Origin of the sequence: Pseudomonas sp. CF161 (genome assembly GCF_000416215.1) — a bacterium.
GTDB lineage: Bacteria > Pseudomonadota > Gammaproteobacteria > Pseudomonadales > Pseudomonadaceae > Aquipseudomonas.
On sequence record NZ_ATLP01000093.1, the window covers coordinates 64,947 to 83,425 of the forward strand.

The 18,479-nt window shown below is 59.9% G+C and carries 20 protein-coding genes; 11 read left to right on the top strand and 9 right to left on the bottom strand.

Translation table 11 applies throughout. The features are described 5' to 3' along the window. Positions 1 to 74: 74 nt before the first annotated feature. Complete coding sequence (locus CF161_RS20035) at positions 75 to 995, bottom strand: LysR substrate-binding domain-containing protein (RefSeq protein ID WP_020298428.1); 921 nt, start codon at positions 993 to 995, stop codon at positions 75 to 77. A 98-nt stretch (positions 996 to 1,093) separates the two neighbouring features. On the opposite strand from CF161_RS20035, the gene CF161_RS20040 reads away from it, so the two are divergent. Continuing rightward, positions 1,094 to 2,233, top strand: coding sequence for an MFS transporter (locus CF161_RS20040; protein ID WP_020298429.1), 1,140 nt, complete (start codon positions 1,094 to 1,096; stop codon positions 2,231 to 2,233). 226 nt (positions 2,234 to 2,459) lie between these two features. Here the strand turns inward: CF161_RS20040 and CF161_RS32355 are convergent, their stop codons facing one another. Beyond that, positions 2,460 to 3,929, bottom strand: coding sequence for an AAA family ATPase (locus tag CF161_RS32355; RefSeq protein ID WP_177326792.1), 1,470 nt, complete (start codon positions 3,927 to 3,929; stop codon positions 2,460 to 2,462). Between the two features lie 1,024 nt (positions 3,930 to 4,953). On the opposite strand from CF161_RS32355, the gene CF161_RS20045 reads away from it, so the two are divergent. After that, entirely contained in the window at positions 4,954 to 5,238 is a 285-nt protein-coding gene (locus tag CF161_RS20045; RefSeq protein WP_020298430.1) for a DUF3077 domain-containing protein, read from the top strand. Positions 5,239 to 5,332: 94 nt separating this feature from the next. Here the strand turns inward: CF161_RS20045 and CF161_RS20050 are convergent, their stop codons facing one another. Further along, positions 5,333 to 5,605 carry a hypothetical protein gene (locus CF161_RS20050; RefSeq protein ID WP_020298431.1) on the bottom strand — a complete coding sequence of 91 codons (273 nt, stop codon included), beginning with the start codon at positions 5,603 to 5,605 and terminating at the stop codon, positions 5,333 to 5,335. After that, positions 5,595 to 6,383 (bottom strand): VacJ family lipoprotein, encoded by a 789-nt coding sequence (locus tag CF161_RS20055; protein WP_020298432.1) that lies wholly within the window; start codon positions 6,381 to 6,383, stop codon positions 5,595 to 5,597. Before CF161_RS20055 ends, CF161_RS20050 begins: the two co-directional genes overlap by 11 nt. A 167-nt stretch (positions 6,384 to 6,550) precedes the next feature. On the opposite strand from CF161_RS20055, the gene CF161_RS20060 reads away from it, so the two are divergent. Beyond that, positions 6,551 to 7,261, top strand: a complete 711-nt coding sequence (locus CF161_RS20060; RefSeq protein WP_020298433.1) for a response regulator — start codon at positions 6,551 to 6,553, stop codon at positions 7,259 to 7,261. A 71-nt stretch (positions 7,262 to 7,332) separates the two neighbouring features. Beyond that, positions 7,333 to 8,598 (top strand): cell wall metabolism sensor histidine kinase WalK, encoded by a 1,266-nt coding sequence (locus CF161_RS20065; protein WP_084471739.1) that lies wholly within the window; start codon positions 7,333 to 7,335, stop codon positions 8,596 to 8,598. Between the two features lie 42 nt (positions 8,599 to 8,640). Here CF161_RS20065 and CF161_RS20070 read toward each other — a convergent pair whose 3' ends face one another. Together CF161_RS20070 and CF161_RS20075 are read right to left on the bottom strand one after the other, a co-directional pair. After that, positions 8,641 to 9,372 carry a hypothetical protein gene (locus CF161_RS20070; RefSeq protein ID WP_020298435.1) on the bottom strand — a complete coding sequence of 244 codons (732 nt, stop codon included), beginning with the start codon at positions 9,370 to 9,372 and terminating at the stop codon, positions 8,641 to 8,643. A 38-nt stretch (positions 9,373 to 9,410) separates the two neighbouring features. Beyond that, positions 9,411 to 10,259: an AraC family transcriptional regulator gene (locus CF161_RS20075; RefSeq protein ID WP_020298436.1), complete on the bottom strand. Its 849-nt coding sequence runs from the start codon at positions 10,257 to 10,259 to the stop codon at positions 9,411 to 9,413. Positions 10,260 to 10,340: 81 nt separating this feature from the next. Here CF161_RS20075 and CF161_RS20080 point away from each other — a divergent pair, with 81 nt between their 5' ends. The 3 genes from CF161_RS20080 (at position 10,341) to CF161_RS20090 (ending at position 12,391) form a co-directional block, all read left to right on the top strand. Next, positions 10,341 to 10,964: a glutathione S-transferase family protein gene (locus CF161_RS20080; protein WP_043229909.1), complete on the top strand. Its 624-nt coding sequence runs from the start codon at positions 10,341 to 10,343 to the stop codon at positions 10,962 to 10,964. A 64-nt stretch (positions 10,965 to 11,028) separates the two neighbouring features. Beyond that, positions 11,029 to 11,928, top strand: a complete 900-nt coding sequence (locus CF161_RS20085; RefSeq protein ID WP_020298438.1) for a DMT family transporter — start codon at positions 11,029 to 11,031, stop codon at positions 11,926 to 11,928. 67 nt (positions 11,929 to 11,995) lie between these two features. Then, positions 11,996 to 12,391 (top strand): MerR family transcriptional regulator, encoded by a 396-nt coding sequence (locus tag CF161_RS20090; protein ID WP_020298439.1) that lies wholly within the window; start codon positions 11,996 to 11,998, stop codon positions 12,389 to 12,391. Here the strand turns inward: CF161_RS20090 and CF161_RS20095 are convergent. The 3 genes from CF161_RS20095 to CF161_RS20105 form a co-directional block, all read right to left on the bottom strand. Then, entirely contained in the window at positions 12,357 to 13,337 is a 981-nt protein-coding gene (locus tag CF161_RS20095; RefSeq protein ID WP_256206455.1) for an NAD-dependent epimerase/dehydratase family protein, read from the bottom strand. The genes CF161_RS20090 and CF161_RS20095 overlap by 35 nt on opposite strands. Before the next feature lie 125 nt (positions 13,338 to 13,462). Continuing rightward, positions 13,463 to 14,356, bottom strand: coding sequence for a polyphosphate kinase 2 (gene ppk2 / locus CF161_RS20100; RefSeq protein WP_177326795.1), 894 nt, complete (start codon positions 14,354 to 14,356; stop codon positions 13,463 to 13,465). 407 nt (positions 14,357 to 14,763) lie between these two features. After that, on the bottom strand, positions 14,764 to 15,480 hold the full coding sequence (locus tag CF161_RS20105; RefSeq protein WP_084471737.1) for an autoinducer binding domain-containing protein: 717 nt from the start codon (positions 15,478 to 15,480) through the stop codon (positions 14,764 to 14,766). A 153-nt stretch (positions 15,481 to 15,633) separates the two neighbouring features. Between CF161_RS20105 and CF161_RS20110 the strand changes: the two genes are divergently transcribed. The 4 genes from CF161_RS20110 to CF161_RS20125 all read left to right on the top strand — a co-directional run bounded on the left by CF161_RS20110 (position 15,634) and on the right by CF161_RS20125 (position 18,387). Continuing rightward, positions 15,634 to 15,981 carry a DUF4902 domain-containing protein gene (locus tag CF161_RS20110; RefSeq protein ID WP_256206463.1) on the top strand — a complete coding sequence of 116 codons (348 nt, stop codon included), beginning with the start codon at positions 15,634 to 15,636 and terminating at the stop codon, positions 15,979 to 15,981. An 87-nt stretch (positions 15,982 to 16,068) separates the two neighbouring features. Next, positions 16,069 to 16,674: an acyl-homoserine-lactone synthase gene (locus CF161_RS20115; protein ID WP_043229910.1), complete on the top strand. Its 606-nt coding sequence runs from the start codon at positions 16,069 to 16,071 to the stop codon at positions 16,672 to 16,674. 212 nt (positions 16,675 to 16,886) lie between these two features. After that, positions 16,887 to 17,714: a GNAT family N-acetyltransferase gene (locus tag CF161_RS20120; protein ID WP_020298445.1), complete on the top strand. Its 828-nt coding sequence runs from the start codon at positions 16,887 to 16,889 to the stop codon at positions 17,712 to 17,714. 157 nt (positions 17,715 to 17,871) lie between these two features. Further along, positions 17,872 to 18,387: a hypothetical protein gene (locus tag CF161_RS20125; RefSeq protein ID WP_020298446.1), complete on the top strand. Its 516-nt coding sequence runs from the start codon at positions 17,872 to 17,874 to the stop codon at positions 18,385 to 18,387. Positions 18,388 to 18,479 lie beyond the last annotated feature (92 nt).

Below are 18,479 nucleotides of genomic sequence, written 5' to 3' on the forward strand. Positions count from 1 at the left end.
TGTCGAAGAATTGTCAGATCAGGCTGTGTGTGGTGCCGGGCAGGTCGCTAATTGCTGTCAGCCAGGTCGCGGTATCAAGGCGTTGCCGGTATCTGGGCCACGTTATCCAGTGCGTCCTGCTCGATCTGCGCGCGCATCCATTGCATAAACAGTTCGGCGTCAGCTCCGGCTTCCGGTGACAGCGCGTAGTAATAGCGCGGCAGCGGCTGGCGCAAGGTCGGCAACGGGCACACCAGGCGGCCGCTGGCCAGGTCCTTGCCCAACAGCGAGGCCGGGCACAGGGCCAGGCCCAGGCCGTCGACGCAGGCCTGCAGGACAAAATGCATATGGTCGAACTGCAGGGTCGGCGGGCTGCCCAGGGGCGCGAGGTCGCAGTGGGCCGTCCATTTGCTCCAGTCGGTGGCGCGGGTGCGGCTGGTCAGCAGGGTGTGTCGGCCCAGGTCGCGGGCGCTGGCCAGCGGCGTGTTGTGTAGCAGTGCGGGGGCGGCCACCAGCAGCATTTCATCCTCCAGCAGCCGCTGCGGTTGCAACGCCGCCGACCAGCCGGCCCGGCCGCGCCGAATCACCAGGTCAAAGGTTTCCCGCGCCGGGTCGGGGTATTGGGTGCTGGTCACCACCTCGGGCTGGATCTGCGGGTGTTGCGCCATAAAGTTCGGCAACCGCGGGATCAGCCAGCGCACGGCAAAGGATGGCCGCACATTGAGCGTCACCTTGCGCAGTGCCGCGCCCTGGCGCAAAGACGCGGCGGCGCTGGCGATCTGGGTCAGGGCCACGCTGACCTGCTCATAAAACGCCTGCCCTGCGGGGGTCAGTATCGACTGCCGCACACGGCGCTCGAACAGCAGCACCCCCAGGTGCTCTTCGAGCAACTTGATATGGCGGCTGACCGCGCTGTGGCTCACGTGCAGCTCCTCGGCCGCGCGGCTGAAGCTCTCGTGGCGAGCGGCGGCGGCAAAGGCGCGAACGGCATTCAACGGGGGGAGGTCGGCAATCATGGGTCTAATTTAGTCACATATAGGGCGCAATTAAAGCGTTTGTCAGTGCGGGGGCTTGCCGCCACCCTGAAGGCCGCCTTTGCCCGGTTGCCCAGCCCATGCCCGATGCCATCCCCAGCAGCACCCGCAACACTGATCGAGATTCAGCCCGCGCCGCGTCGATCCTCGGCCTGTGCCTGCCCGGCGACACCCTCTTGTACCTGCTGCTGCCGATGCAGCACGAAGCCTTTGGCGTCAGCCTGGCCGAAGCCGGGCTGCTGTTGGCGGCCAACCGCTTGATCAGGATCTTTGGCTACAGCTACGTGATGCGCTTCTATGCGCGCCACGGCGACCGCCCGATCTGCCTGCTGGCCGCCGGCACCGCCGCGCTCTGTGCCCTGGGCTACGCCAGTTTGTCCGGGTTCTGGTGGCTATTGGTGTTGCGCCTGGGCTGGGGCTTGTCCTACGCCGCGCTCAACCTGTCGACTCAAGTCATGGCCACCGCCGAACCCACCGGCGCAGCCCGCCGCACTGGCCGCTCCCGGGCGCTGATCGCCACCGGACCGATGCTGGCCCTGCCCTTGGGCGCGCTGCTGACGGTGGAGTACGGCCCGCGCCTGATCTTCCTGGTCATGGCCGCCACCTCGCTGCTCGGCCTGTGGCTGTCCTTCGGCCTCCCGGCCAACCCCCACCCCCTGGCCAGCTCGCCCCGGCGCTTTCAACGCCCCGACAGCGTCGCCGTCTGGTCCTTTATCGAAGGCCTGGTGCTCGACGGCCTGTTTATCATCGGCCTCTCCCTGCAAGCCGAACACCTGATGGCCGGCGACGCCGTGGTGGTCGCCGGCGTACTTCTGGCCCTGCGCTACGTCTCGGAAATGCTCCTCAGCCCCCTCGGCGGCGTCGCTGCACAACGCTGGGGCGCCACCCGCATGCTCATCGTCTTCTCCCTGCTCACCTCCATCGCCCTGATCGGCTTCGGCTGGCACTGGCTGATCGTCGGCGGCGCCCTGGTCCTGATCCTGCGCGCCCTGCAACTGCCGCTAGTGGTCACCGTCGTCGCCGAACGCCACCCCGGCCCCGGACGAGTACGGGCCTTGGCCGCCAACGCCGTGTGGCGCGATATCGGCGCCGGGATCGGGCCATTGTTGGCCGGCGTGTTATTGCCGGTGGCGCCGTCGGTGTGGGTGTATTCGGTGGCGGCGGGGTGTTTGGCGGTGAGTGCGGTGGTGTGTAAAAAAGCTCCACACAATTTAAACTAAGGGCGAACGTGGGATATTCAGAAAAACTCAATTTTGAGCTCCGCTATATCTCAGTGATTATTGCTCTTTTAGGTTTGTTAAAGTTTGAGGTAAGTTTCTTGAGTTAGTAATGGAGTAATTGGTTATATTGTTTTGAGGTAAAGATTATCTGTAATGCTTTATAGTTGTGGGTTTGAAGGTTTTTTCGAAAGGGTATGTTAATACCCTCTCTTTTTCTATTTTGTTATTAAAGTGTTTTTATTAGTTTTAATGTTGTGTCAACCATTATGCTGAGCTCGTGCTCATCAATGAATTGGTCTGGCTGGTCAGGATTTGAATGGTGATAGCTCTTTGAGTAGTCATTGACATCGCAAATATTGTCTAATATTTCGGAGGTTTTCAGTCTGTATAGTTCATCTTTTTCAGTTGAGGAGCGAATTAAGCCAATGAAGTCGCCGAGCCACTGAGAGTTTGTTAATGTGTCGTAGTATTTTATTCTAATAAAACCTTCGAGTGTTGGTCTCAGGCATCTGACAATGTCACGTCTATCCGACTGATGTTCAGCACCATTTTTTTTGAAGTCTGTAAGTGTTTTTATATCTAAGAATAGTCCGGTGATGTGCTCTTCTTGATGCTTTCTCTTCTTTAGCCAGCTCTCGGCGTTAGTAGATATTAACTCTAGAGAGGAAACCTCTCCCCGTATCTCACGTTCAAGTTCCGCTGCAAACGACGCGTCGTGAGTTAGCACGATTAATTGAGAGATCTTGTTGGAAAGTTTTGATAGCTCTTTAATTGTTAAGTGTCTACGTCCTGAGTCCAAGCTAGACAGAGGGTCGTCAAATATTATTGTCAAGTCCTTAGGGTCCGGGCCACAAGAGATCTTCGCTAAAAATACAGAAATGGAAAATGCATTTTTATCACCTTCTGACAAGGTATAACGAAATTGGTGACTGCTCTTCCTAGAGTCAAATGTTACTCTGTTTTCTCCAAATTGAAGATAGAAAGTTGTTCGTTGGTCAAGCTCCTTTGAGAATTTTTCAAGTCGTAATGATCGTGAAAATTTGCTTAGATAATAATTTACACGCTCTACAAATTTCTGAAATATTATTTGTGACTCTAAGCCCATTTCTTTGTTGGCTTCTGAGATTTTTTCAGCATAATAGAGTCTTTCGGTTTCAATTGCGGAGAGTTTGTTAACGCGATCTTCTTTAGTTATTTTGCTTTTTCTTGCAAGATTTTTTATCTTTTGTATTTCCTTACTTATCTCTTGTCTTTTTGCGACGAGTTTTGAAAGTTTAATGTTTTTTTCGGTTATTGCCGGGCTTGATAAGTAGTCAAATAAGTTAAGTTGGTTTTTTCTCGGTTGTGCGGACCAGGAAAATAGAGTTTCTTCAATGAAGTGTATGTTGAAAACTTCAATTGATGGAAAGTGTTTGTTCCAGTTCCCATGTTGGAAATCGAATGTTTCACCATTTGCACGTAGGGAAATCTTCTGATCGCCGTTGGCGTGTCTTTGATCAGGGAATGTAGTTTTTTCTTCTAGAAGTTTAGGAGAGTCTTTCAGTGATTTAAATATTAAAGAAAGCGTGGTTTTTCCAGAGCCGTTTGGTGCATAAATAATATTGTTTTTTGCGAGGACTCCGTTCCAATCACCTTTTTTGATATTGAATTTTGAAAATTTCCCTATGTTTTGGATTGCTAAGAACTTTTCAATCATTGCGTTATTCTTTCTTTGAGTTTGTGGTTTAATTTGGTAGGTTAGCTGATCCATGGTTTATGGAAAAAAACCTGTTTTTTAATTGCAGTGCCGCGAATTAAGTTGTTCCAACTGATTACCTCTATGTATAGATTTAGGTTGTGATGTTGTTTGAGGTAGTCAGGTCTGTCAGGAATCGGTTTGAGATCTTTTCTTCCTCAAGCCAAGACTTTACTCTGTTGGTTAAGTTTCATGCGGCAAGCCCATAAAAAGCATGTAGTCAACTATTATGTTTTTTTGACTGCTGGCTGTTTTAAAGTTTCCAGGTCGAATGTTCCCAATAGTTCGCCGAATATTTGATCTGTTCATGATGGGTGTTCTGGATTTTTATAATAAGGTCTAGATTTATGCATTGTGTTGAAATCGCTACGCTGATAATTTTTTTGCGTTGTAATGATGTTTTTTTCGTGTTGAATAATCAGCGTCGAGTTCATTGTGGTAGTGCGTCCTTGGTCAGTACTCAGTATTCATTCGATTCTTAATGCTGGTAATTAGCCGTTGCAATGTCTATTGGCTTAATGCGGGCTGAAAAATTTCGATGTTTTTTGATGTCGCGTTTAGGTCTCTAGCAATTGGAAATTCTAGAAGGCATTTTTAGCAGTTATTTTTTATGACTGAAAGAAAATATTTTGTAATCGTCGCTTACGTCATAAGCACCTTTCTGCTCGCGCTCTGATCAACTCTTTCGAGTTGTTTGAACGGTCGCTGACAACTCGGTGACCGGGCTTGGAAACCCGTATAGGCGCATCAGCACCCAGATCACGATTGCAGGAGCTTTTTTTGCCTGCGGTTTCGTGTAGAAGCGGCTGCGCTCGGGAGGGCTTCGGTCCTGCCGGGTTCTATACCCCGGTTTTACCAACTAGCGTACAACTGCCACCCATTCGCTTGGAAACGAACGTGGTAGCTCCTTCTCAGGCATAGGAGCAGTCGCATTGTTTCTCTCCCGCAACACCTTCCACTTCTTGGCCAATCTCACAGGTGCCCTATGACCACCTTCCTCAAAACCCTCGGCAGCGTCACCTTCGCCCCCAGCGGCGAGGCTCGATACCCGTTGTTTCGGGTCAACCCCGATGTGCCGCTGCGCGAGGCGCTGGAGCATGTGTCGCAGTTGTTGTTCCAGGCCAAGATGCTGGCCTTGGATGCGGCCATGGAGGGCGATGATCGTTATGCCTGGGCTGCGCATTACTTCAGTGAGATGGGCAAGGCGATTGTCGACGATGTGTGTTTGCGCGAGTGGCCGCTGAACGGGGAAGGGCAACGGCGAGATTGAGGTGAGGCGGTGGGCAGGTCGGGGGCGCCTGGCGCGCAGGCACCCCTGAGCTGTTTCTGTTGATGCGCCGCCCAGGTCGGGCGGCGTATGCGTCTTAGGCCGATACCCGGCGCGGTTCGCTGCTCTGTTCCAGTTCCAGCGCCTGGCCGTGTTCGATCACCCAGCGCATCAGGTCGGTGATGCTGACGCGGTGGCGGCGTTCGACCCATTCCATGCCTTCGGGGCTGTAGCGTTCGTTGTAGCGGGTGAGGATCAGGTGTTGCGAATCGGCTGCCAGTTGCAGGCTGATTTCGCGGCAATGCAGGGTGGCGTCGGCGTGTTTGGCCACGCGTTGCAGGAGCATCAGGCTGGGGCGTTCAGAAGTCATCGGCGTTGGCTCCGGGGCAGCGGTGCTGGGCGGGCTCGGTGGCCCCTTGTTTGCCTTCTTCGACAAAGGCGGCGCGGTGTTCGGCGACCACGTTGCGCAGGGCGCTGTAGTAGTCCGGCAGTTTTTCCAGGCTATCGGTCAGCGGCAGCAGGGCGGCGCGTTCGTCGACGATACCGCCGACCGTGGCCACGGTGCCCAGGGTTTGCACGGTGTCGCTGTGATCGCCAAAGGGGTCGACGAAGAAGCTGAGGATTTTGCCCGCCGAGTCGCGGCTGTTGCCGTTGCCCAGCAGCGGCAGTTCGACGATGGGACCGTTGCCGATGCCCCACACGCCGAAGGTCTGGCCGAAGTCGGCGCTGTGGCGCGGGATGCCGATCGGGTCGGAGACGTTGATCAGGCCCAGCACGCCCACGGTGCTGTTGACCGCAAAGCGCCCCAGGGTGTTGACCGAGCGCTGCGGGTTGCCCTGCAGCAGGTCGTTGATCAGGACCTTGGGCTCGCCGAAGTTGCTGGCAAAGTTATGCACACCCTGTTGCATCACATCCGGCAACTGCCGGTAGCCTCGGGCAACGGGGGCCAGGGCGTATTTATCCACCGTGCGGTTGAAGGCGAAGATGCCACGGTTGAGCGGCTCGGCCGGGTCGTACACCGCGGTGGCGCTCTGGACGCAGGGGTCGCTGCCGGCTGGCGGCTGGCTGCTGCAGCCGGTGAGGTAAGCCAGGGTCAACAGCAGGGCGGCGTGACGGGCCGGGGCCAGGGAGTGAGTCAGTGAGGGCATGAGCGCGCAGTCTCCAGGAAAGTGCGCCGATCCTGGCAGCCGCACCTTGCGCAAAGATGTCTGCTTTGTTGCGCCGCTGACGGTTTGTTACCGGGTTGAAATATATGACGGAGCGGGCCGAATGGTTTTAGATAGCGGCTCTTTCCGACCTGAAGTGATGCCCGCTGGTGAGCAGTCTGTTGATCGTGGACGACGACCTTGAGGTCCTCGCGCTGCTGAAGAAGTTTTTTGTCCAGCACGGCTATCAGGTGGCGGTCGCCACCGATGGTGCCTCGCTGTGGGCGGCGCTGGCGCAACAGGTGCCGGACCTGATCATCCTCGACCTGATGCTGCCCGGCGACAACGGCCTGACCCTGTGCCAACGCCTGCGGCTGCTGCATGCGACGCCGGTGATCATGCTCACCGCCATGGGCGAGTTGAGCGACCGGGTGGTGGGCCTGGAGATGGGCGCCGACGATTACCTGAGCAAGCCCTTCGACGCCCGCGAATTGCTGGCGCGGGTACGTGCGGTGCTGCGCCGTGCCGGGGAGAGCCGGCCGCTGCTCGGCGAGGTGCCACGGCCCTTGATCGAGTTTGCCGACTGGCAGTTGGACGTCACCCGGCGCGAACTGCGTTCGCCGGAGCAGGTGATGATCCCGCTCTCGGCCGGCGAGTTCGACCTGTTGCTGGTGTTTGTCGAGCACCCGCAACGCATCCTCAGCCGCGAGCAGTTGCTGGACCTGGCGCGCGGGCATGCCCATGACGCTTTTGATCGCAGCATCGATGTGCAGGTCAGCCGCCTGCGCCGCAAGCTGGAGTTCGACACCAAGCGCCCGGCGATGATTCGCACGGTGCGCAACGGCGGCTACCTGTTCACCCCCAGCGTGACCCGCCAGTGAGCGGGCTCAAGGCGGCACTGGGTTACCGCCTGCGGGACACCGTGCAGCGCTGGATCGCCCTGACCATCATCATGGCCATGCTCACGGCCCTGGCGTTCAACGCGCTGTTCGTGCAGCTGGCCGGGGTCTGGGCGTATCCGCCGTTGAGCGAGTCCGGCCTGGTGGAAAGGGTTGCCTCCATCACCAATCTGCTCGACGCCTCGGAACCGGCCAGTCGTTCGCGCCTTACGCAAGCGGTCAGCGATCGAGGGGTGACGGTGGCCTGGTACGCCACGCGCCAAGGGGTTGAGGTGCCAGTGGTCGACGACCCGGAGTATCACCAGGATTCCGAAGGGCTGCGGCGTTTGCTCAAGGCGCCGGGGGTGCGTATCGAGGCCTATCAACCCAGTGACTGGCCCGGTTCCAGCGGGCGCTATGCGTTGTTGCTGCAATTGGGCGATGGCTCCTGGCTGATGTTCTCCTCGACCTCGCGCAGTTGGGGGCTGGAGGAGGGGCCGCGCAACCTGATTGTGATTGTCCTGGTGCTGATCTCCACCGGCCTGGTGGCGCTGTTTGCCACCCGCCGCCTGGCGAGGCCGCTGCAACAGTTCGCCCAGGGCGCGCGGCGCTTTGGCGTGGATTTTCGCGCGCCGCCGATCGAGCCGGTGGGGCCCCATGAAATTCGCCAGGCGATCCTGGCATTCAACGCCATGCAGGCGCAGTTGCAGCACTTCATCAAGGACCGCACGCAGATGCTCGCGGCCATCTCCCACGACTTGCGAACGCCGCTGACGCGCATGCGCTTGCGCGGGGAATTTATCGAAGACCCGGAACAACAGCAGCGGCTGTTTCGTGATGTGGACGAGATGCAGGCCATGATCAATTCGGCCCTGGAGTTCTTTCGCGACGACGCGCGCCTGGAGCAGGCGACCCAGCTGGATCTGGCGGAGCTGGTGCAAACCCTGATCGACGATTATCGGGACCAGGCCATTGATATCGCGTTCAGCGGCCCGCCACGCCTGGTGTACAGCGGCCGGCCCCTGGGGCTGCGGCGGGTGATGGGCAATCTGTTGGACAACGCGATCAAATACGGCGGCGAGCCGGAGATTGTGCTGGAACAGGGCGCGCAGCAGTTGATCCTGCGCGTGCTGGACCGCGGGCCGGGGATTGCCGCGGATTGCCTGGAGCAGGTGGTTGAGCCGTTCTTTCGCCTGGAACAGTCGCGCAATAAAAGCACCGGCGGCGTGGGGTTGGGGCTGTCATCGGCGCGGGCCATCGTGCGCGAGCACGGCGGCCAGTTGACCCTGTACAACCGCGAAGGCGGCGGTTTGGAAGCGCGGGTGGAGTTGCCGGTGTAGCCGCTGCCGAAGGCTTGGGGCGCGTTAGGCAGCGGCGACGGGTCAGGACCAGTCGAAGGTGAACAGGACCAGGCCGTCGACGGGTTCGTAGAACATGACGATGCGGTCGGCACCGGCGCTGCGGTAGTGCCAGCCGGGGACGCTGAGGACATGCTGGAAGCGGCGCCCGGCGGGGCTCAGGGGCCAGACGCTGGAGTCGCCGCTGTCATCGTCGACTTCGACCACGTCCATGGGGAATTCCACGGTCTCCACCCAATTGGCACGGGCGTCGAGCTCGCCGCCCAGGGTATCGATAAATTCCACCGGGTCGCTGCCCCAGTCGGTGCGGGCCAGGTGGCCGTGCTCACGGTAGAACTGGCGGTTGGCTTCAAATGCCGCCTGCTGTTCGGCGTAGTGTTCCAGCAACTCCTGCTGCAGGTCCGGGCCCCCTTCGTGCAGTTGGGTGTTGCCTTCATCGAGGAAGAAGTAGCGCGGATCGCCGCACAGGCGGTAGCGGCCGTTTTCCAGCGTGAAGCCGATCCAGTTGGTTTTCAGCAACTCGCTGTGCAGTTCCCAATCCTCGGTCAGCTCGCCCACCAGGCCCTCGTAGGGTTCCAGGGGGCTGAGCAGGTGCAACTGGCCGGACCACTCGGGGTTGACCTTGCTTGCGTCGATGCTCAACAACGGGTGCAGGTGGCGGGCCAGGCCCTGTTGGTCGGCGACGAACACCGCACTCGGTTCGGGGAAGGCGACGGCGCCGGTCGGCAGTTGCTTGAAGTCCGGGGTACTGCTCATGGGGAGTCCTTTCTGGGGGCGTTGGCCCTGGGGGCCGTTCAGGCGCGGCTGTTGCGGAAGCTGCCGGGGGTCACCCCGACCACTTTCTTGAAGGCACGGGCCATATGGCTTTGATCGAAGAAACCGCAACTCAGGGACGCTTCCGCCAGGCTGGCGCCGCTGCGCAGCAGCTTCTGCACCTGGGCCACGCGATTCTGGATCTGATAGCTGTGGGGCGAAATACCGAGCCGGTTCTTGAACACGCGGATCATGTACAGCGGTTCGAGGTCGACCAGTTGCGCGAGTTCCTCGAGGGGGATGTTTTTATCGAAATCCTCGTCGAGTTTTTTCCGGATGCGCCGGACCGCATCGCGCTCGGCGCCATCGCCCAGGTTCACGGCCACGCCGCAGCGCTGGAACAGCTGCGCCACCAGTTCCAGGAGAATGGTCTCGCGCTCAAGGGTGGGGTTTGCCCGTTCCAGGACCTGGTGCTGCTGCAGGAACCACTGGGCAAAGGCCGGATCCTGGCGCATCACCTCGCGGAACAGGTGGATGTGCTCCGCTGCAAAGCGTCCCTGGAAGATCACCCGATTGAGCCAGGCCGGGTCGATGTAGAGCATGCGGTACATCCAGCCATCGGCACTGCCGGGCACGCCGTCGTGGATCTCGCCGGGGCTGATGGTGACCACGCTGCCGGCGCCGCCCAGGTGATGGGCGCCACGGTAGAAGAGTTTTTCCACGCCGCTGCTGATCACGCCGATGGCGTAGCGCTCGTGGGAGTGGCGGCCGAAGGTCTGGTGGCTGTAGCGCGCTGAAAGCAGCTCGCAGTCGCCCTCGGCAATGCGCCAGAACTGGGAGAAGTCGCCAGCCGGGGTTGCAGGCTCTTTGCGCGTGGGGCGGTGGTCCATGAGCCTGTCCAGTTTTGTGCAATACGGTGGATAAAACGGCGGATAAATTTAGCACCCATCCCGTCATGCGAGCTAGATCCAATGAAACCCACGCAATTGTTGATAGGCGATTACCGCAAGTCTTCCTGGTCGCTGCGTGCCTGGCTGGTGCTGGTCAGCGCCGGTGTGTCCTTTGAGGTGATCAAGGTCCGTCTGGACCAGGCGGATACGCTCCAGGCGATTCTCGAGTATTCGCCGTCGGCCAAGGTGCCGGTGCTGTTCCAGGCCGAGTTGGCGATCAACGACAGCCTGGCGATTGCCGAGTACCTGGCCGAAACCTGCCCCGACGCCGGCCTGTGGCCCGCCGATAAAACCCTGCGCGCACTGGCCCGTGCCGCCTGCGCCGAGATGCACGCGGGTTTTGTCGCGCTGCGTACCCAGTTGTCGTTCGGGGTCGATACCGGGGAGCCGCCGCCGGTGCTTGCGGCCCAAACCCAGGCCGATCTGCTGCGCATCTTTACCCTCTGGAACCAACTGCGCAGCCTGAGTGGCGGCCCGTTCCTGTGCGGCGAGTTCGGGATTGTCGACGCCTTCTACGCACCGGTAGTCTTGCGTTTGCGGCGCTATGGCATCGAGGTACCGCACGCCTTGCAGGACTATGTCGACGCCGTGCTGGCCAGCGCCCCCGTGCAGCAATGGCTGCGCCTGGCCGCAGACGAGCGTTGAGCGCCGCGCAGCCAGCGGGCTGCGCGTCTGAAAGCATTTTGCCTAACCCTTCATGGAGTCGCGTATGTCGACCAACAGGGCTGTACTTGAGTTGACGGTGGGGGGCTTGATGCTCAGCCTTTCTGCCCTGGCCGTGGCCTTCGCCCATATCGGGGCGGGCGGCGCCGGTTTCTATCGGATGTTGTTCGCGTCCGTGCTGTTTTACCTGTTGCTCAAGCTGCGCAAGGTCCCGGTGCGTCTGCCCAGCCGCAAGGCCCGGTTGTACACGGCGCTGGCCGGGGTGTTTCTGGCGGTGGACCTGATTCTCTGGCACCAGAGCATCTACATCGTCGGCCCGGGTATCGGTTCGATCCTGACCAATTGCCAGGTGTTCTTCATGACCCTGCTCGGGTTCTCGCTGCTCAAGGAAAAACCCTCGCTGTACTTTGTGCTGTCCATCAGCCTGGCATTTGTCGGCCTGTACCTGTTGCTGCTGCCGGAAATGGGCAGCAGCGTCGGTATCCAGGGCGTGGTCTATGGCGTGTTGTCGGGCCTGGCCTATGCGGTTTGCGTGTATTTCCTCAAGGTCAACACTGGCTTGCCGGACGGTGGCGGCGACAAGATCGCGCAGATGCTCAACCTCAGCCTGTGGTCGGCCCTGGTGCTGCTGGCTTATGCCCTGGCCATGGGTGAGAGCCTGGTGATCGCCGATCGGCAGACGCTGCTGATGCTGATCATTTATGGGGTGCTGGTGCAGTTTGTCGGCTGGCTGCTGGTCAACCGCTCCATCGGCGCCATCAGCCTCGGGCTGGCCGGCTTGATTCTGTTGCTGGAGCCGGTGATCACCTATTTCATCGATGTGGCCTTTCTCGGCAAGGCCAGTTCGGCGCTGCAAATCAGCGGCGCCTTGCTGACGGTGGTGGCGGTGTACATCGGCTCGATCAAGCCGCCGCACAAGGCGCCGGCGCTGAGCGAACCGGCGTGAACGCGCCAGGCAAGACACGCCCCGGGCATTGCCCGTAAGCTGCGCGTCGGGCGATGGGGAGACGGCGATGTATATAGGTGAGCTGGCGAAGTTGGCAGGGTGCACCCCCAAGGCGATTCGCCTGTATGAGCAGCTGGGCCTGCTGGCCCCGCAGCGCCGTGGCAGTTATCGGCTGTACTCGGCCCATCACCTGACCCTGGTGCGGATGATCCGCAGTGCCCAGTCCGTGGGGTTCAAGCTCGGGGAAATGAGCCAGTTGCTGGCGGCCAAGCAGCATCAGGCGCCATTTCCCCTGGCGCTGGCCAACCAGGGCATCGAGGCCAAGCGCCTGGAGTTGCAGGCGCAGATCCTCGCCTTGCAACTCCAGGAGCAGCGCCTGAGCGAGCTGCAACGGCAGATCAACCAGCAGTTCGCGCCAGCGGCCGATTTCAGCGCGCCAGTAAATGCGCAAATGCCTGCCTGAGGGCGTCGTGGGGTGAGCGCGGCTGGTAGCCCAGCTCGGCGCGGGCCTTGTCGATGCAGTATTCCTGGCGCACCCCGTAAAACATCTGCACCTGGCTGCGCAGCAGTTCGGCCGGTTGCTGGCCGTATCGGGCGCGTTGTTCCTGCAGCCAGGCGATCAGCAGCAGCAAGGCCTTGGGCGCCCGGCGCGGCAGACTCCAATCTGGGCTCAGGCTATTGAGGGCCTCGATCACCTCGGCCAGGGAGGACGCGTGCCGATTGGCCAGGATGTAGCGCTGGCCGGAGCGGCCATGCTCTGCGGCGCGGATCAGGCCGTCGGCGACATCGCGCACATCGACAAAGTTGAAATGAAACTGGGGGTCGAGTACCAGCTTGCGCGCCAGTACCGCGGCGAGAAAACCCATGGTGTCGGTCAGCCGTGTGGCATGGGGGCCGATGATGGCCGAGGGCAACACCGTGACCAGCGACAGGTCATGGGCCTGGGCACATTCCCAGGCGGCGCGTTCGGCGAGGATTTTCGAGCGGTAATAGGGGTTGCGCTGGTCGCTGTTCCAGGTGCTTTCGTCCAGGGGCTGGCCGTTGTGCCCGACCGCCGCCACCGAGCTGACATAGACCACCCGCTTGACCCCGGCCTCGGCGGCAGCACGCAGGATGTTGCGCGTGCCTTGCACATTGACCTCGACGATTTCCGCCTGCGGGTCTTTGGCCCAGTGCTTGAACACCGCCGCCACCTGATACAGCACATCGACCCCTTGCAGGGCTTGGCGCAGGGAATCCGGGTCTTGCAGTTCGGCGTAGACCCGCTGGCAGTCGAGCCCGTCCAGGGCCGGGCTGCGATTCGGGTCGCGAACCCCGGCGCGCACTGTTTGCCCTCGGGCGAGCAGGGCCCGGACCAGGGTGTTGCCCAGGTGCCCGTTGGCACCGGTGACCATTGCGAGGGTGTTCATTGATTGGCCTTATCCGCCACTGCGGAAGCTGAAACAGATAAGGCAGGGTGCGGCTTGTCCCTAGGGGCAGAGTCAAGGGCGGGCGAGCAGTCCACGATGCGCCACCGGTTGATGACGCATCAGGCTCAGGCCGGCATCGCCAGGTGGTCGACGGCGGTGCCTGCGGTTTTGTTCGAGCCGCGCTCGTCTTCTTCCAGGACCCGCGAGGCGCGGTCCACCAGCAGCGGGTCGGGATGATGAGCCACACGCAGGTCTTTGCCCGGGTAATCGAGGGAGTGCAGGAAGTGCCGAATGCAGTTGATCCGCGCGCGTTTCTTGTCGTCCGACTTGATCACCGTCCATGGCGCATCGGCGGTGTCGGTGTGGAAGAACATCGCCTGCTTGGCGCCGGTGTATTCATCCCACTTGTCCAGGGACTTGATGTCGATCGGCGACAGCTTCCAGTGCTTGAGCGGGTCGTCGCGCCGGGAGATAAAGCGCCGCAGTTGCTCTTCGCGGTTGACCGAGAACCAGTACTTGAACAGCAGGATGCCGCTGTTGCACAGCATGCGCTCCAGGTCCGGGGTCTGCCGCATGAACTCCAGGTACTGCAGGGGCGTGCAGAACTCCATGACCCGTTCGACGCCGGCGCGGTTGTACCAGGAGCGGTCGAAGAACACCATTTCCCCGGCGGTGGGCAGGTGCTGGATATAACGCTGGAAGTACCACTGGCCCTTTTCCTGGTCGGACGGTTTTTCCAGAGCCACGATCCGCGCGCCCCGTGGGTTCAGGTGCTCCATAAAGCGCTTGATGGTGCCGCCCTTGCCCGCAGCGTCACGGCCTTCGAACAGCACGACCACCCGTTGCCCGGTTTCCTTGACCCAGCTTTGCACCTTGAGCAGTTCGATCTGCAAATCGTGCTTGGCTTTTTCATACTCGGCGCGGCGCATCCGGCTGCGGTACGGGTAGGTGGCCGGCAGTGCCGCCGACACGCTGTCTTCGTTGGAGCCACGGGGCGCACTGGCGACTTGCAGGGCAATCGGCTTCTGGCTGATGGCGCTGATCTGGGCTTCGGCGACGTTGACTGGCGCCGCCTTGGTGGTGCGCGGCCGGCGTGGGCGTGGCGTGGCCGGTTTGCGTGGCGTACTGGTGCTGGCGGTGGTGGCCGGCTTGGCCGCTTTGGCAGAAGGCGCGGGCAAGGGGCGGACGGTGGATTCTTCGCTCATGGAGGACCTATTTTCTAGTTCTGATGTCTTGGTCACAGTTTAGGAGCGTGATGGCGCTGCTTTTTGACCCTGATCAAGGTTTGCCGGGGAAGAATCTGTAACGGGCGAGGGTTTTATCTGGAGGGCGTGTGGGAATGTGCTGCGCAGCGCTTCGAGCGGCACGATCGGCTGATCGTGCCGCTGCGCCGCACGCAGGCCGGTGGGCCTGGGGGGAGGGGCGGTCAGAGCATGCCGAGGATGGTGGCCTTGACGGCGGCTTCGGCTTTATTGGCGGCGTTGAGCTTTTTCAGGGTGTTGACGATGTGAAATTTCACGGTGCGGGCGTCGATGGTCAAAATGTCGCCGATCTCGGAATAGGTCTTGCCGGACGCTGTCCACCTCAAGACCTCTTTCTCGCGGTCGGTCAGCCCGGCCTGGGATTCGGGCAAGCGCTCCGGCAGCAGGAAGTTGCGCATGGTCGAATGCACCAGGCTGGTGAGCCACATCAGCTTATGTTCCTGATGGGCCAGTTCCTTGGCCGAGATAATGCCGTGACTGCGCACCATGGACAGTTGGCCAATATCACCGAAGCGCCCGGCAGTGCTTTGGCACCAGCCGTGGGACAGGCCGTGCATCCGCGCTTCTTCCCAGAAGGGCCCGTCCTGGACACTGTCCTGCGCCGCCCAGGCCAGGGGCAGGTGAGTGCTCAGGGCATGGCGCACCGTCGGGTCGAGAAAGAAGTAGTTATTGCTGATGTAGCTCTCTTCCCAGGCCTTGGGGTAGGAGGAGCGCAAATGGAATGAAGGGGCGCTGATAGGAAGAGGCAGTCGAATACCATAAGAGCACGACTTGAAACCCAGATCCTCCGCGATACTTTGCAAGCTGGAAAACAATGCCAGTTCGGATGTCGACTCTGTACACACTGCTAGAAACTCTTCGCGCCAATCAGCCAAAAGCATGGTTGTTTTTCCTGTCACACATCCGTGGATCCGGCAATATGCTGTAATGCCGCGGCATAAGGTATGGGGCGTAATTGTACTTTATGCTTATAGGGTTTTCTATTGTTCTTATTAAACATGCGATAAACAATGCCAGAGGAACTTATGACATTAATGGTGGATGGCTTTATCAGAGTTTCAGTTAAAGAGTTCATGGAGACACGCTTTGTTCATCATATGTCTTGGGAGGATGACGAACTGCGCGATGAACTCCAGGGCCTGGGGGTCAATGCAACCGCTGCCGGTTACTGCGAGTGGAAAAGCCACGCCGCCCCCGGCATCAGTATCGGCTGGACCTGGTTTCGCCTGGCCGGTCGCCGGCGCCCCTTGCTCGGGCCCGAAGGGCTGCGCAGCAACCTGATGCTGCGCTGTGCCAATGGCTACGACATGGGCAGCAACATCTCCCACAACCTGATGATCAGCTGGCTGTCGTGCCTGGCCTGGGAGCGGCAGTGTCCTTGATTTGAGGCCCTGACCTGCCCGAATGGGCAGCTATGAAAATAGGGGGGTTGTATCTCTAATTGGTGGGTTGGCCAATTGGAGGGGGTTATGTTGCGTTTGATTGCGGGAATGAGTAGTGAAATAAATCAAAGTGTGATGAATGGGCTCGCGGAGTATCGTTACGAAGTCTTTGTGAAGAAAATGGGGTGGCCACTTAGTTGCCCTGAAGGTTTTGAACAAGATGAGTTTGATCGTCCCGATACTGTTTACGCTATTGTCCTGGATCCCGATAACAGTGTTCGTGGTTGTGCGCGCTTATTGCCCACTACTAAGCCTTACTTGTTATCGGAACACTTTGTCCATCTGATGGGAGGCGCCAGTCTCCCTAACCATCCGCGGACTTGGGAACTCTCCCGTTTCGCCATTACTCCTTCAAAAACAGGCACTACCAGCGCCACTCAGGCCTGGGCCAATACGGTCGCCCTGGTGCGCAAAGTATTGGTGACGGCATTAAGCCTGGGCGCCGAGCGTTTGATCGCGGTATCGGCCGTGGGCAATGAGCGTTTGTTGAAGCGCATGGGGGTCAATGTTCACCGTATTGCCGCGCCGCAACTAATCGATGACAAACCCGTGATTGCCTTCTGGATTGAAATTGATCACCAGACCCGTTCGGCCCTGGATATCGATTGTCCGCCCAGAGCGTTTTCCAACTGATTTAACCACCCGGCTCGCCACCCCGTTAATGGACTAACGAGCCGCAGTGGTTATGGGGCTGTGCCGTATTTGTTATTAGCCAGCACCCACTTGATGGGGATTTATGGGGCTGTGGAGAAGTTGCCGTCCGGCACCCCGGACGTGCCCCGCAGAGCCGGCGACCCACGCCGGCCCGGTTGCCCATTCAATCATGCAGAGTGATTAACACCGTGATGATCGAATACCTCGCAGAGCATCGTTACCCGGAACTGCTCGGCTTCATCAACACCGCGGCGGACGGCGATGGCCTGCTGTTCTTTTCAGGCGTGCTGCGCAATCGTCCCGATGGCTTGAACGTGCATGTCCAGCGCCGTAACGGCGAGGTGGTCGGAGCGATCGCCTTGTTGCCGGCCTTGCCGCCGTTTGCCATGCCGCTGATTCTGCCGGCCGGCGAGGTCTCCCAGGAGTTGCTCGATACGGTCAGCATCCTGGCCCAGAGCCCGCATATGGCCCTGGGGCCGAAAGCCGCGACCAAGGCGCTGACCCGCGCGTGGCCGGAGACCTGGAAGCCCTTTCTCAGCCAGCGCAACGAAGTGCTGCTCAAGCAACTCAAGCCGTGCCGGGTCGAGCAGGACGCCACCCTGAAAACCCGTCTGGCCCGCTTGAACGATGTTGAAGTACTGATCGACTACCAGATCCAGATGGAGTGCGATGCGCAGGTGGCCCTGGTGTGCAGCCGAGAGCAGGCGCACCACAGCGTGACCCGTTTGCTGGCTCGGGGCTGCCTGTTCGTGATCGAGGTCGACGGGGAACTGGGAGGTTGCGCGGCATTGATCACCAGTGACGAGATTCATGAGCAGTTGGGCTTTATTTATGTCGAGTCGCGTCATCGTGCCCGTGGCGTGGCGGACCGCCTGCTGGGTGATCTCTGCACCGCGGTCCATTCCCGGGGCAAGATCCCACTGACCTTCACCAGTTCCTCCGGACCCCTGTACAAGCGGCTTCGCGCCATTGGGTTCACCGTGGTCGGCGAGCAGGTCAAGCTCTACTTCGGTCATTGAGTTGATTCCAGTCCTCTCTGGCGGCCCAGGTCGCGTCCTGCTGTTCCCCCGCTACACCCGCCTGCGATGCTGACGTACAGCAATATCATTTTGGTATTATCGCGGCTTCTGAAATGAAGCGGCTCCTGCGTTTCTCAACGTGCTACGGGGATACACCATGAACAGGATTCTGTGCGGTTGGCTGCTGGCGGGTGCCATGGTCAGTGCGGCGACTGCGGGTGCTGATGAGCGCTTCACGTTCGAGGCGTATCCCGCCTCCGCCGTGGCCAGCAAGCCGTTGGCCAAGGTCGACTGGAAGTCGAACCCGGCCTACGCCAAGGACCTCAAGTCCAAAGACGCCGTGCAATGGGCGGTGGGCCGCCAGGCGGACTTCGCCGGGCATTTTGTCGTGACCTCGTTTAGTTGCGGCACCGGCTGCCAGAGCACGGCCTTTGTCGACGTGAATGACGGCAAGATCTACAAGTCACCCATGCAATTCCCGAGCGAAGGCAGCGACCTGCCCCAGGTCAGCGGCGGCAAGGCGTACCGGCCCACCAGCAACATGATCTTCATGTCGAGCCTGGGCTACGCCGGGACCGACATGGTGCAGTCCGACGGTGTGGTGGTGTGGGACGAAAAGACCCGGCAGTTCCAGGTGGTGGCCAAGTCCAAGCCTTACAAGATGAAGATGTAAGAGGGCGGCGTGCGGCCGCTGTCACTGGCGCCAATGCGTTGCTTTCGATCACCGTTCCCCTCAGGGTGTCGCTGCACAAAGAGTCCCGGCCA